The organism is Streptomyces coacervatus (assembly GCF_029223485.1).
Lineage (GTDB): Bacteria > Actinomycetota > Actinomycetes > Streptomycetales > Streptomycetaceae > Streptomyces > Streptomyces coacervatus.
Map to the genome: position 1 here is coordinate 176531 of NZ_JARHTP010000017.1, position 12893 is coordinate 189423.

General features: G+C 68.2%; 15 protein-coding genes. 12 read left to right on the plus strand and 3 right to left on the minus strand.

Features of this window, described 5'->3' with window-relative positions; translation table 11 throughout:
- Positions 1–83: 83 nt before the first annotated feature.
- Positions 84–1136 (minus strand): phosphotransferase family protein, encoded by a 1053-nt coding sequence (locus tag P2Q00_RS35500; protein WP_275777970.1) that lies wholly within the window; start codon positions 1134–1136, stop codon positions 84–86.
- A 753-nt stretch (positions 1137–1889) separates the two neighbouring features.
- Between P2Q00_RS35500 and P2Q00_RS35505 the strand changes: the two genes are divergently transcribed.
- The 5 genes from P2Q00_RS35505 to P2Q00_RS35525 all read left to right on the plus strand — a co-directional run bounded on the left by P2Q00_RS35505 (position 1890) and on the right by P2Q00_RS35525 (position 5521).
- A complete protein-coding gene (locus P2Q00_RS35505) occupies positions 1890–2606 on the plus strand; it encodes a hypothetical protein (protein WP_275777971.1) in 717 nt (238 codons plus the stop codon).
- Positions 2607–2704: 98 nt separating this feature from the next.
- Positions 2705–4129, plus strand: a complete 1425-nt coding sequence (locus tag P2Q00_RS35510; protein WP_275777973.1) for a site-specific integrase — start codon at positions 2705–2707, stop codon at positions 4127–4129.
- Between the two features lie 68 nt (positions 4130–4197).
- Complete coding sequence (locus P2Q00_RS35515) at positions 4198–4518, plus strand: hypothetical protein (RefSeq protein WP_275777974.1); 321 nt, start codon at positions 4198–4200, stop codon at positions 4516–4518.
- Between the two features lie 179 nt (positions 4519–4697).
- Positions 4698–4913: a hypothetical protein gene (locus P2Q00_RS35520; protein ID WP_275777976.1), complete on the plus strand. Its 216-nt coding sequence runs from the start codon at positions 4698–4700 to the stop codon at positions 4911–4913.
- 473 nt (positions 4914–5386) lie between these two features.
- The gene (locus tag P2Q00_RS35525; protein ID WP_275777978.1) at positions 5387–5521 is read left to right on the plus strand and encodes a hypothetical protein; all 135 of its coding nucleotides are present in this window, start codon (positions 5387–5389) and stop codon (positions 5519–5521) included.
- A gap of 301 nt (positions 5522–5822) precedes the next feature.
- Here P2Q00_RS35525 and P2Q00_RS35530 read toward each other — a convergent pair whose 3' ends face one another.
- Positions 5823–6539 carry a recombinase family protein gene (locus tag P2Q00_RS35530; protein ID WP_275777979.1) on the minus strand — a complete coding sequence of 239 codons (717 nt, stop codon included), beginning with the start codon at positions 6537–6539 and terminating at the stop codon, positions 5823–5825.
- An 18-nt stretch (positions 6540–6557) separates the two neighbouring features.
- Positions 6558–7301: a hypothetical protein gene (locus tag P2Q00_RS35535; RefSeq protein WP_275777981.1), complete on the minus strand. Its 744-nt coding sequence runs from the start codon at positions 7299–7301 to the stop codon at positions 6558–6560.
- Positions 7302–7577: 276 nt separating this feature from the next.
- Here P2Q00_RS35535 and P2Q00_RS35540 point away from each other — a divergent pair, with 276 nt between their 5' ends.
- From P2Q00_RS35540 to P2Q00_RS35570, 7 genes are all read left to right on the plus strand, one after another.
- The gene (locus P2Q00_RS35540) at positions 7578–7952 is read left to right on the plus strand and encodes a hypothetical protein (RefSeq protein ID WP_275777982.1); all 375 of its coding nucleotides are present in this window, start codon (positions 7578–7580) and stop codon (positions 7950–7952) included.
- Between the two features lie 67 nt (positions 7953–8019).
- Complete coding sequence (locus tag P2Q00_RS35545) at positions 8020–8346, plus strand: hypothetical protein (RefSeq protein ID WP_275777984.1); 327 nt, start codon at positions 8020–8022, stop codon at positions 8344–8346.
- Positions 8347–8541: 195 nt separating this feature from the next.
- Positions 8542–9354 (plus strand): pentapeptide repeat-containing protein, encoded by an 813-nt coding sequence (locus P2Q00_RS35550; protein ID WP_275777986.1) that lies wholly within the window; start codon positions 8542–8544, stop codon positions 9352–9354.
- Entirely contained in the window at positions 9329–9748 is a 420-nt protein-coding gene (locus tag P2Q00_RS35555) for a pentapeptide repeat-containing protein (RefSeq protein ID WP_275777987.1), read from the plus strand. The genes P2Q00_RS35550 and P2Q00_RS35555 overlap by 26 nt, the downstream gene beginning before the upstream one ends.
- Before the next feature lie 148 nt (positions 9749–9896).
- Positions 9897–10109, plus strand: a complete 213-nt coding sequence (locus P2Q00_RS35560; RefSeq protein ID WP_275777988.1) for a hypothetical protein — start codon at positions 9897–9899, stop codon at positions 10107–10109.
- A 1254-nt stretch (positions 10110–11363) separates the two neighbouring features.
- Complete coding sequence (locus P2Q00_RS35565; RefSeq protein ID WP_275777989.1) at positions 11364–11537, plus strand: hypothetical protein; 174 nt, start codon at positions 11364–11366, stop codon at positions 11535–11537.
- A 566-nt stretch (positions 11538–12103) separates the two neighbouring features.
- Positions 12104–12472 carry an STAS domain-containing protein gene (locus tag P2Q00_RS35570; RefSeq protein WP_275777991.1) on the plus strand — a complete coding sequence of 123 codons (369 nt, stop codon included), beginning with the start codon at positions 12104–12106 and terminating at the stop codon, positions 12470–12472.
- The last annotated feature ends 421 nt before the right edge of the window (positions 12473–12893 follow it).

The window sequence follows — 12893 nt, forward strand, 5'->3', positions numbered from 1 at the left end:
GATGCTGCCGTGGCTCAGCTGCGGTGACCGTCGCTAGCGGACTGTCTTCCGCTGGTTCCGGAGCGTAGTGTCCCGCCATACGGTTAAAGCGCGATCGTCGGCGTCGGAGGCCCGAACAGGCTGTGCCACTCCCGCAGAGCCTGAACGAGTTTCTCCAGAACCGGTACGTCATCGAGCTTCAAGGGCTCACGGGCCCGCTCCATAGCCCGGTTCACACGCTTTCCGGCTACCCGGAAGTGCAGCTCCTCGGCATCGGCCGGGAGGGAGAGCGCAGCACGCATGACATCGGTGAATGCCGACTGCGCATACTCGAAGGCCAGGTAGATGGCGAGGTCCTCGTGTAGGCCGGCAGTGAGCATGCCGAGGCCGGCCTCCTCCAGGGCCTGAGCCCAGAGGGTGATCATCTGCCGCCGTTCCCCTTCGCCGTAGCCCATCCGGACTATGTGCGTCGCCAGTTCGTGCAGAGGATCGCCGTATAGGGCCAGTTCCCAGTCGATCACCGAGATCTTTTTTCGGCGGACGATGACGTTGGCCCGGTGGACATCGGTGTGCAGGAGGACGAAGGGGCGTGAGGTGAGGCTGCGGTGGTCTTCCTTGAACCTCGTCATCGCGTCCCGTGGAATGCCCACTGCGTCGAACAGGTAACCGAACCGGTCCAGATTTCGCAGGTGCACGCACTGTTCGGTGAAGTCGATGAGCCAGTGCAAAAATCCGTTACTGTCGCCGTCGACAGGCCAGTCCTCAGGCAGCGACGGGAGCTCCTCCACCGGCACCATGGCGGTCCGGACGAAGAACGCTGCAAATTCGCGCATCAGAATGTTGTCGATGCTGCCGTCGGGATTTCGCTCGCTCAGGGGTCTGCCTCTGCTGTAACCGTGTAGGGAACGATCGCCCGATGCCGCGAAACAGCGCGGAACCTCACGCAGGGATCGGCAGACGACCTCAAGCACATCGGCCTCGCGCGGCCAGATGCGCGGGACCACCTCGAGCGTGGCTTGTGACACCCGGTACTTGAACCGTATGAACGGCTTGACACCTAGTAAGAGGGCCAACAGCAGCCCGGCGCGCAATACGTAATTCGTGTTGTGGTGCCCCTTGAACACCTCAGCCCTGCCTCGGAGGCGACGCTCCTCCATGAGGCGATGAGCGAGCGCCCAGCGCGCTCCATGTGACAGAGGGGGCATGGTATGAGAGTAGCCGTTCAGGCCCTGCGGGCCGTGGCGACGTCACAATTGTGGAAGCTGCATTGCGCCTCCGCCTCCCACTGCTGCCGACTGGCCAACTAAGTCCTGCTGCGACCACGTCAAACCAACTTCGACCAAATGGCTCCTAGGCTTAGTTGGATGAGGTTGCAACGGTCTCAGTTGTGGTCTCGATTGCCGCTCGTTCCAGTGGAGTCCGCCATCGTCCATGGGCGTCCGATAACTCTCATGACCAGGCACGGGGTCGCGTCCCGCGACGTGGTGTAGGGATGCTGAGTTCTCGGCTCCGCAGCTCAATGGGACGGTGCAGTCGTTTCGGCGCCGCATGGCGGTGATGATGCCCGTGAGCGGCGTGGAGAACCGGGGAGGCGGGCCGGTCGGCGCGTGCGCCATGGCGCTGAACGGAGCCACATGGTCCGGATGGCTACACCACTCGGCGGGGCACCACCAGGCACGGAGCCTGCTTCACGGGCGCCCATGGACACCCCCAGATCAAGATCGGACAACTCGTAATGCGTGGACCTGCTCCAGGTACCGGGTTTCCCGCGCGCCGACGAGCGCAGCAGAGACTCACCCGCCGCTCGGGCGTCGGGTAAAGCGGTCTGATTTCCAATACTGTCCTGGAGTCGGTAAACACGTAAGGTAAGGTGCAGGCACGTTCCGTGACGGCCTGAGAGGCGAGTGCCGGTGACCGTGCTCATCGAGACCGCGGCCCACAATCCGTGGGAATTCGGCTGGGAAGCAGCCGTCGCCATCACCACTGGCCTCCTCGCGTTCTTCACCTGGCGCCTGGCCGCACGCACCCGCGAGCTCGCCCAGGAGACCGCCGACGACCAGCGGGCCCAATGGCGCCCGCTGCTGCTGCCCGTCGGCGAGTGGGAAGAGAGAAGTCGGGGAAGGATCACGTACCCCCGCGGGATCCGGTACACCGGCGACACCCTCCGTGTCCGGATCCGGAACAGCGGCCGCGGGCCTGCCCTCCATGTGCGCGCGCGGCTGGATCTGGACGGAGACAGGGGTTCTCGCCTTCCGGCGGACTGGTCGCTCGGGGCGCTGGAGGCCGAGAACATCAAATGGCTGCGGTTCGCCAACGCCCCCATCGGCAACGGGAAGCAGGCACGGCTCCTGATCGACTACCAGGACATGGCGAACCGCCACCACGTCACCGCGAGCATCATCAAACGGCGGGCCGACGGCCTCTTTCTGCATGCCGTCGAGGTGTTGGAGGACTACTCGGTCACCGCCCTGGGCGATGCGGCGTATCCGCAAGAATGCCTGCAGGACGTCGTAGAGCCGGTAAAGAAGCACAAAGGCTGGAGACAACTGCTCGGCCCCCTGCTGGTGTCCGCCGTGTGCGGCGTCGGCTTCATCTTCATCCTGCTGTTCACGCACGGAAGTTGTTGAGACGGAAAGAGGTGGGCGATGCTCATCGGGCACGAGGCGCGGGCGGTGTGGGCCGACCTGCGGCGGCCGGTGCGCCGACTGACCGGGCGGGGGACGGCATGACCGCGGTACACCCCTCCTGGGAGGCGGGCGCGGACCTGCCGCGCGTGCTCGACGCGCTGCCGCCCGCTGCCGCCACCTGGGCGGATGAGGACGTGCCGTCGGCGTTCGAGGTGCCCGCGGGCGCCGGGACGGGCGCGGACGGGCCGCCGGTGCCGGCCGTTCCCGGCCGGGTGCCGACCCCGTCGGGCCGCACCCTGTCGGCGGCCGCGGCCCGCCGCGTCCGGCTGGCCACCCCCTTCAACACGCGGCGTGGCCGCGAATCGCGCACCGCGCTGTTCACCGCCTGGTGCCGGGAGCACGGGCGGGTGTCCACCGACCCGGGCACCGTGCCCGACTACCTCGCGCACCTCGCCGACCGGGGCCACCAGCCGGAGACCCTGGAGACCTACGCGGGCACCCTCGCGCACGGCCTCGCGCTCAGCGGTCACCCGCTGGATGCCGAGGACCGCTCCTACATCTCCGCGATCGTCAACCACCGGTCCGCGGAACTGGCGGCCGACCCGGACGGCGCAGGGGACGCGCTGCAGGCGACCGAGTGCACCCGCGAGGACCTGGCCGCGATGCTCGCCACGCTCGACCGCTCCACCGTCGTCGGCCGGCGGGACGCCTGCGCCCTCACCCTCGACTGGTACATGGCCGGACGCTCCTGCGAGCCGGGCGCCCTCAACATCCGGGACGTCGTCGAGGAGACGGCCGAGGTCGCCGACGAGCACACCGGCGAACTGCTCCAGCTGCCCGCGCTGGTGGTCACCGTCCGCCGGTCCAAGACCAACCCGCACGGGCGGCTGAAGGACGTGGTGCGGATCGTCGCGCAGGACGACGACACCTGCCCGGTGGCCGCCTGGCGGGCCTGGCGCGAGGTGCTGGCGGCCGCCGGCGTCGAGCGGGGCCCACTGCTGCGGCGGGTCAAGAACGGCAGGCTCACCACGGCGGGCCGGCCGCCGCGGGATCCGGAGCGGGCGGGCGGCATCGGGGACCGGACGATCAGGAACCTGGTCCGCGACACCGCGGCGGCCGCCGGGCTGACCCGCGCCCTGGACGACGACGAGCGGCGGCTGCTGTCGACGGCCGCCGAAGCGGCCGAACTCGCCGCCCTGGCGGAGGGGGAGCGGGAGGCCTTCGCCGCCGAGCGGCGCCGTGCCCGGCGGCTGCTGCGGCGCTCGCTGCGCCGCTACAGCGGGCACAGCATGCGCCGCGGACACGTCCGCCACCTGCAGCGGATCGGCACCCCCCGGCATGTGATCGAGGCACAGTGCCGGTACGTGCCCGGCTCCAAGGCGCTCGCCCGCTACCTCGACGACCTGGTGCCCTGGCAGGACAACCCCACCGTGCTCATGCGCCGGGCGGCCGCCCGCCCGCCGGGCCGCAGGCGACGTGACGGGGATCACGCCGGACCGGGCCGGGCGGAGTTGCGGGGCTAACCCCCGGCTCCTCGAAGGTCACGGCAGCCCGCCAACCGGCGGGCCCCCGACCAGCCTTGGAGCCTCCCGTGTCACCTGCCAACCACCGCACCGCACCCCCGGCGTCCCGGCAGTCGAGGACCCGGTGGCTCGCTGCACGTGTCCCCGTCCGGACGATCGGGATGCTCGGTGGCGGCGCTGTCGGGGCCTCGGCGTACCTCGGCTCCCCCTGGTGGGTGTTCCTGTGCTCCGTGCTGTGCACGGCCATTGCCAGCCTTCCCGCCGTGCTGCCCCAGGAGTCCGAGCACCGGCGCGACGTGCTGCGGGAGGTCCTCCGGCACCGTGAGCGCATGTACCGGCTGCGGCACGAGCGGCCCACCAGCCGGACCACGGGGCGAAGGACCGAATGACGGCCCTGGGCTCCGGACATGTGAGCGTTGGCGGCCGCGCGCAGGCGCGGCGTTCAACAACCGATCGGTTCTTGGACACTGGGGCCAGGACGCCGCCCCGTCCGACTGGGGGGCGTTTCCGTGGCCAACAAGAGTGTGTCTCCCGCGTTCCTCGTCAATGCCGCTCCACGATGTGACATATGGAGCAAATCAGCGCATCCGAGGTGATTGACCGCCTTCGTGAAGCTCGTGAGTACGCCCGACAGAGGGAAGAAGAGGCGCTTACTGCCCACGATCCCGCAGACAGCTCTCTCGAATCGCTGATGGCGACGGTGGATGGAGTAGCCCATCGCGTGGTTGCCGATGTGCTGGACGTCGTGCTCCGCGACAACGAGGAGGAAGCCACCTCTACTTGACCCGCTTGCAAGGTCAGCGGCTGATCGGCTCGGTAACCCTTGCCTGTCTGCAGGTGGGCCCTATGGACCCTGGTCCTACCGGTTGCCCATGCGGCCAGCGCTGCTCCGCCGGCGGCTGCTCGCGTGATGACCGCGGCCCACCCTGCACCCATGGGGCACTCCTCCGGAGGCAAGCCCCCGGTGGCGATGGGTTTCGGCGTCTCGCTCAAAAAGCCCTCCACCCCGCATGTTCGCAGGTGGACGAGCTGCGCTGCCTATGATTGCTAAAGCACCACCAAGACCGACACCTTCGATTCTGCGATTGTGACGGGCCTGATATGAAAACATATGCAGCCTAGGCCGCACCTGCCCTTCGAAAGCAAGGTATTCTGATCCTGCCTCACGGGATCCTCCCGAACTGGGTTGCCTCGGCGCCCAGTTCACAGACCTCCGGAACCAGGACAACGCGGTGCCGGGCCGGAGGGGAAAGTGAGGTGGTGCTGATGAGCGCGCCGTGGGACAAGCCCGACAGGGAGAAGTGGCCCGAGCCAGACAAGTGGCAGGTCTTCCTGGCTGTGGCAAGTCTGCTGGTGGCAATCATCGCGCTGGCGGTGCAGTTCGCTCAGTGACCACACTGAGTCCGCCCCACGACCGGTCGGAATCGGTCCGTGGTCCCGCTGCCGAATGCAGCGAGCCCGGCCGCCTGTTGATCGACCGGGCTCGTGAACTGCGTGGAGGGGCCTGGCCCGGATGGCGCCGGGCCGGGTCTCTCTGCGTCGACCGGAGCCATCCCCAGCCGACTCTTAAAACTTTACCACCTTTGAGCCTGATCCGGCCCGAAGCCGCAGGTCAGACGGGTCAAGTAGAGGTTGGCCTCCAGTGCGCCACCTGCTATGACGATTCGGATCTTGGGCAGTCGGAGTGCGCCAGCTAGACGCTGCGCTGTCTGGGGTACAAGGTCGGTGGCTTGTCGGTCGGGTTTGCGAGCATCCGACGGACGGTTTCCGGGTGCCAGCGCTCCCCGCGCTTGGGCCGGATGCCCTCCGCCTCCAGCACGGCGGCGATCTCGCGGAAAGACAGTTCGTCCTCGTCCCGGAGCTGGCGGGCGCGGCCGGCCTGCTCAGCTTCTTCCAGGGCCAGCTCCTTCTGGTGGGCCCGCCACCCGTAGGGAGGGGCGCCGTAGGCGTATCCGCCCTGTTCGGCCTTCTCGCGCCGTCCGTGGCGGAGTCGGGCGGCGATCATCGACCGCTCCAACTGGCCAAAGACGCCCATCATCTGGCGCATCGCGGTGCGCATCGGGTCGTCCGGGTCGTCCGGGTGGACTTCCCCAGAGTCTGCGGTGAAGGCGCGTCCGCCGTGCTTCCAGATCTGAGCCAGGATGGCCTCCTGGACTACGAGGGTGCGGGCAAACCTGTCGAGGTTCGGGGCGATGATGCCGTCTGCGGTGCCGTCCTCGATCTCGGTCAGTGCGTCGGCGAGCCCAGGGCGTTCGGCGCTCTCCAGGGTTCCGGAGCGGCCTTCGTCGCGGTAGATGGTGCGGCCGAGCCGGTGGCCGGCTTCACGGCACCATCGGCGGACGTGCTTCTCCTGGACATCGAGTCCGTACCCGTCGAGTTGGCGACCGGTGCTGACTCGGATGTACCCCACAAGCCTGGGGTGCCGGACCTACTGTCGACGTCCAGCGATGAGTCGCAGCACAAAGTGCGTCAGTGCTGAGGTAAGCCACAAAATGATCAGCCAGGCTGCGAACAACCTGAAGTCATGGAACCAATCTTCTTGATCAAGAGAGGGCTTGACCTGATGCATTACGATCCCCACGACGTTCAGACCGAGGGCGGCTAGGCCGAGTCCTGTCGTAAGCCCTGGCCACGGGCCGATTGGCGGCTCGGTGCCCGTGAACTTCTTCATCCTGACGTTGATCAGATGGGAAGTTGGGCAGGTCAAGCGAGGGGACTCTCCATCAACTAGAAGCGACAGCGCGATCCGTTCACGGCTCTTGATCAGGCACTTTTCGATGAGCAGGGTCGTGCCGTCAAAGTTGACGTTCGGCACCTCGGCACTCGCTGGCGTGACACGTGGCGGCGTGAGCAGGGTAATGATGCGAGCCCCCACGTCCAGTGTCAGCGGCCTTCCCTGATCGAAGTCTGTGGAGGCGACGTCACGAGTACCCCTTGTCACGAGGTGTACTTCCACGTGATGCGCCTGTTCGAGTTCGGCGTCGTTGAAGGTCACCACTACGCGCCCGCGGACGTCAGGCGATGCGTTGAGTAGCGGCGCGGCGAGCGGCATGCCGTAGAACAGCCGCGTCTTGACTGCGAATTTGTAGGCCACCCAGATACTCAGTCCTGCAAGGACGACACCTACGAACCCCCAAAGGGGCAGGTCATAGAATTTCGTTCCCAATTGCATGAAAACGATCGAAGCACCTTACACGGCCAATGGACGGCAGCAGCTACAGCGCGTCCCGGCGCCGCTCTGTCCCCCTTGCTGGCCGCCTACCTGCTCCATGGGCCGGATCGGTCAACGACTCTTACTGCGTCTCCGTCGCTCTACAGCACCCCCAACAACGCGTTGTCCTCCCACTGGTCGACGACTTCGAGGTAGCCGGCGAGGACCTTGGAGTGCGGGGCCCAGCCGCCCTGCTTGGCGATGACGATCTGGTCGTGGCCCTTCAGGCGGGAGGACGTGGCGAGGCCGCGGCGGGGGCTGTGCCCGGTGAAGCGGATCTCGATCCCGGCGCGGGCGCCGGCGCGGGTGACGATGTCGCCGATGGACTCGGGCTGCAGCCCGCCGTCCAGGACGGTGTGCCAGCGGTTGTGCAGGCGGCGCCAGGCGTATCCGTCCGGGTCGTCGAGTCCGGCGGCCTCCTCCCGGCATGTGATCGAGGCTCAGTGCCGGTACGTGCCCGGCTCCAAGGCGCTGGCCCGCTACCTCGACGACCTGGTGCCCTGGCAGGACAACCCCACCGTGCTCATGCGCCGGGCGGCTGCCCGCCCGCCGGGCCGGATGCGACGTGACGGGGATCACGCCGAACCGGGCCGGGCGGAGTTGCGGGGCTAACCCCGTGCTCCTCGAAGGTCGCTGCAGCCCGCCAACCGGCGGGCCCCCGACCAGCCTTGGAGACCCCGTGTCACCCGCCCCGAACCACCGCACCGCACCCCCGGCACCCCGGCAGTCGAGGATCCGGCGGCTCGCTGCAAGTGTCCCCGTCCGGGCGATCGGGATGCTCGGCGGCGGGGCTGCCGTCAGCGTCTCGGCGTACCTCGGCGCCCCCTGGTGGGTGTTCCTGTGCTCCGTGCTGTGCACGGGCATTGCCAGCGTTCCCGCCGTGCTGCCCCAGGAGTCCGAGCACCGGCGCGACGTGCTGCGGGAGTTCCTCCGGCACCGTGAGCGCATGTACCGGCTGCGGCATGAGCGGCCCACCAGCCGGACCACGGGGCGAAGGACCGAATGACAGCCCCGGACTCCGAAGATGTGAACGGTGGAGGTCACATCGAAGCGCGGCGTCCAAGAAGACCGGCACCGTGAGCTGCGGATCAGGTGGAGGTGCGGCGCGTTCGACTTTGGGCGCCTCCGTCCGGGGTGTAACGCCACCCGCGGCCCGGAGTGGCGCCACAATCTCGCGGCCTCTTCCCTTAGGCAGGGGGGTGTGACGACTGCGCTCCATCAGCGGCGTGCCCGGGCACGCCGCATACGGCGCCTGCGCGGGATTGGTTCCTGGGCATTTGCCCTGGGCGGCGCCCTGGCCCTGGTGGTCGGTCTGCCCTGGTTGGTGTGGCGAGGGCCGTACCTGCTTGATAAGGCGTACATCGACACGGCCAGGATGGGTGCAGCCGGCGGTTCGGCCGCGCTGGTCACTGGCCTGCGCACCGCCATCGTGGCGTGTGCCGCCGCGGTCGGCGCCGGAGTGGCCCTGGTGTACACGATCCGCAACTACCGGCTGACCCGGCGCGGGCAGGTCACCGACCGGTTCACCAAAGCCCTGGAGCGCCTCGGGTCCGACCACAGGTATGTGCGGATCGGCGGAGTGCTGGCGCTAGAGCAGATCGTCCAGGATGCCCCCGAGCAGGCCACCCACGCCGCCCAGGTGCTGGGCCACTTTGTGCGGGACCGCGCTCCGACCCGCCCAGGCCCATGGAATGCCCCGGACGGCGAGCAAACCACGACGGACACCTCGCTACTCACACCTCCGGAAGCAGACGTCCAGGTTGCCTTGACTGCTCTAACGCGTCCCGAATCGCGCACGCACGTCGACGACCGCGAAAGGCTCGACCTCAGAATCCTTCACCTTGTTGGCGCCTACCTGGTCGGGGCGGACCTCACCGAGGCCAATCTGGGCGGGGCAGACCTCACACGCGTCGAGCTGGTCGGGGCGGACTTCACCGGCGCCTCCCTGCACAAGGCGAACCTCACCCGCGCCTGGGCCGGGGGGGGACATGTTCATCCCCACCCAGGACGGTGATGACTTCACCGGCGCCAGGGACGACTTCAGGCCCGGGGTGGACTTCACTCGCGCCTACATGTCCGAGGCGGACCTCACCGACGCCACCCTGTTCAGGGCGAACCTCACTCGCGCCAACCTGCGCGATGCGAACCTCACCCGCGCCAATCTGCTCGTAGCGGTCCTTGCCGGCGCCAACCTGGGCGGGGCGAACCTCACCGAAGCCTACCTGGGCGGGGCGAACCTCACCGGCGCCAACCTGCGCGATGCGAACCTCACCCACACCGACCTGAGCGGGGCGAACCTCACCGGTGTCCGGAACTTGAGACCGGAACAAGTCAGGTCGGCGCGTATCAATGCGGAGACAGTGCTGCCGCCCGACATCAGTACGGCCGTGGGACCGTCCACCACCTGACTCTCTGGTCGCGTCCTTATCGAGGGGCGGGCGGCGCCGGCTGGGGACCCTCGTCCCCGACGCGACCAACGAAGCCCGTGCCCAGTGCCTCGACCTGCTGTGCGAGGCGTACGGGCTGCCTGCGCCCCGGCTCGGCGCCGGCGGCCGGGTGTCGCCTCAACCCGCTACGGCCTTCGGCACCCTCGCGGCCCTGTGCCGCCAACTCGACCAGGACCTCGGCGGCTACATGTCACCCGGCCACACCCGGCTCGCCGCGGTGGTCGCCCTCGTCCTCGACACGGCGCCCCGGTCCGGGGAGCTGGTCGCGATGCGTCTGTCCCATCTCCGGCCCGGGGCGGTGTACGTCGACCGGCGCCCCTAGCACGGCGGTCCGCCGGACGGCGACTGGTTCGAGCTGTCGCCGCTGAGCACCGCGGCGCTCGACCGGTGGATCTCGGGGGTATCCCAAAATGGGACTTAGCGATACGCGACAGACACCGAAGGCAAAGAGACAGTAAAGGAATTCGGCCTGGAGGGGCCTAGCCAGCACTCCGAAAATGGCCGCACTGGCAGGCGTGATTGCAGTTGCTCCAATTACGAGTTGACGCTCACCTCCCAGTCGCCATGGCGAGGTTGCCGAATCAATACAAGTGTCAACTCCCCCCGAGTCATAGGATGGAGAGCCTTAATGATCATGCTACAGAGCGCCCAGCTGGGGCCCGGAACGCCCCGCAACGCGGGCTAGGCTGGCAGAGCCATCACATGAGTGAGGAGCCCCACCCGATAGTCCTGGGTGCAACCAGGCGAGTGAGGCTCCTCAGTCGATTTCATCCCCGCCCGATGGCCCTGGGGTGCAACCCAGGCGGGTGAGGCTCCATCTATCGATTCCTTGGGGGAATCACGATGAATGATTGCACGTCTGTCCACGACGGCGGGAAGCGGAGCCGCCGGGAGCGCCTGGCCGCCCGGGTACGCCGCATGTTCCGCCTCATTCGGACTCGGTTCCTGCTCGGGGTCGCTTACGGCTCCGGATCGGCCTGTGTGAGCCTGGCCGTCTGGGCGGTCACGCGTCACCGTTGACCCGCGGCGCGTAGCGCTGGGGCCGGTCGCCTGCAGGTGGCCGGCCCCAGCGCGCGCCTAGCCGCAGTGGGGCCTCATATGCGTCCGAGAGCGTGCATGACGCCAGCAAGCACGCCCCCAACGGCGACTCCCACGAGCTTCCACATGAAAACCCGCTTCACCTGCTGCCGTCGCAGACGCCGCTCGTGGTCCAGGTAGCTACGACGCCACTCCGCCCCTTGCTGCTCGCGACGCATCAGCATCTCTTGTTCATGTGCGCTCAACGGCCGCCACCGGCGCTTGCCCTTGCGCTTTCCCATCCCAGCCCCCCGGCGCCGATCACCAACCCCCTATGCTGCCATGCACCTTTTTACCTGCACCGCTTCCATAAACGGCGCCCACGCCGACGGTCTAATCACGGGGAACAGTACGACCTCCTCGACGGCTGGGCCGATCGAGGCTTAGCGCCAGTTTTCGTTCCAATGTTCCTCAACCCCCGATTCGGCGGTTCGCTGGATCTTCTGCCGGGGAGGGTGCAAGGGCCGCCGGACGGACCGGCGGCATTGGAGGGGTGAGCGTGCCGACCAAGAGCGTGTGGGGCGACTACGCGGAGAGCAGGGCCGACCGGGCTTCCGAACACACGGGTGAGGAGAGCCAGACCGACGCCATCGGAGAGGGCTTGGCGGCTGTCGCTTACGCTCTGCTCGACGTCGCCGCCGCGATCCGCGAGCGCACCGAGGCGCAGCAGTAGAGCGGCGGCGGTCATCCTGTGCGGCGGCGAACCATTGCTAGGGGCCCGCCCTGGGGAGTGAACGGGGAGTGGATCAAGAAAATGACTCTGCACCGCACCCACGCCAACCAAGGCACACCAAGGCTCTGACCTGCCCAGATAATCAACGATCCTGGTCAGCGATCTTTCCGCACATTATTCGGGACGAAGAGGTCGTGGGTTCAAATCCCGCCACCCCGACAGTGAAGTACCAGGTCAGGGGCCTGATCCGCATCGCGGGTCGGGCCCCTGAGTGGTTGTGGGGCCGTTTGGGAGCTGCGTTCGGAATCCCGGCTCCCTTGGGCAACGGCCTCCGCCCGCGCCGATCTCCTGCGCCTACGCCCTCGATCCCATCAGGAACCGACCGTGGACGACACCTTCGACCACTCTCGCGGATACCTGGAGAAGGGGCGGGCCGATCCCTCCGCGGCAGTACGCTCGTCATACGGCCCGCCCGTGACCCCGGCCCTCTCCGTGCAGTCCCGTTCCGCGCAACAGAGGCCCTGCGCAAGGCGAAAGCCACTCCACCGACGGAGGAGATGGGGCGCATGGGCTCGCATCCCGACCTGTTCGACGAGTTGCGTGTGGTCACGGCCGACGGCGAGTTGGACCTGACCACCGTGCCGGCCTTCGTACGTGATCTGGAGGACGCCCGGCACGGCAGCAGGCGGCTGTTCCTCATCGTCGACCTGCGCGGTGTCACGTTCATGGACGGCAGCGTCCTGGCCCCGCTGTGCACGGCGTGGGAGGACTGTCGTGAGCGGCTCGGATGGGTGCGGGTCGTGCACAACCGGCCGGGCGCAGGTCTCGTGTTCCGGGCCGGCGGTCTGCAGGAGCGTTTCCCGCGGTACGCGAGCGCCCAGGATGCCTGGAACGGCATACCCGCCGACCGCGCGGTGTCGGGCGGGGCCACGTAGTGGACGCCGCAAGCCGGACGGCGTCCCACCCGGAGGTGCCCCGGCCGCCAGGCAGCGCAGAGCGGTGATCAGCGACGGCATGGCCGAGGTCCTGCCGTCGCTGCACCGGGGCGAGGCCGACGACACGGCGCAGGCTTGTGCGCGGGCGTTGGGCGCCGAGGGCGTCGCGCTGTCCGTGCTGGTCGGTGCCGAGCGGTCGGCCGAACTGCTTTGGTGCCATCCCGAGTTGAGCGCGCGGTCCGAGGAACTCCAGTTCACGCTGGGCGAGGGCCCGGGTCCGGACGCGGTCCGCGTCGGCTCGCCCGTCGTCGAGCCGGACCTGGACGGGGTCCGCCCCGAGCGGTGGCCCGCACTGCTGCCGGCCGCGCGCGAGCTGGGCGTACACGGTGTGTGCTGCTTCCCGCTGGGCATCGGAGCCATC

Bases quoted from the DNA above. Each gene is read 5' to 3' on its own strand.
- P2Q00_RS35500 (WP_275777970.1), bottom strand. From the start codon at position 1,136: ATGGAGGAGCGTCGCCTCCGAGGCAGGGCTGAGGTGTTCAAGGGGCAC.
- P2Q00_RS35510 (WP_275777973.1), top strand. From the start codon at position 2,705: ATGACCGCGGTACACCCCTCCTGGGAGGCGGGCGCGGACCTGCCGCGC.
- P2Q00_RS35520 (WP_275777976.1), top strand. From the start codon at position 4,698: ATGGAGCAAATCAGCGCATCCGAGGTGATTGACCGCCTTCGTGAAGCT.
- P2Q00_RS35535 (WP_275777981.1), bottom strand. From the start codon at position 7,301: ATGCAATTGGGAACGAAATTCTATGACCTGCCCCTTTGGGGGTTCGTA.
- P2Q00_RS35555 (WP_275777987.1), top strand. From the start codon at position 9,329: ATGTTCATCCCCACCCAGGACGGTGATGACTTCACCGGCGCCAGGGAC.
- P2Q00_RS35570 (WP_275777991.1), top strand. From the start codon at position 12,104: ATGGGCTCGCATCCCGACCTGTTCGACGAGTTGCGTGTGGTCACGGCC.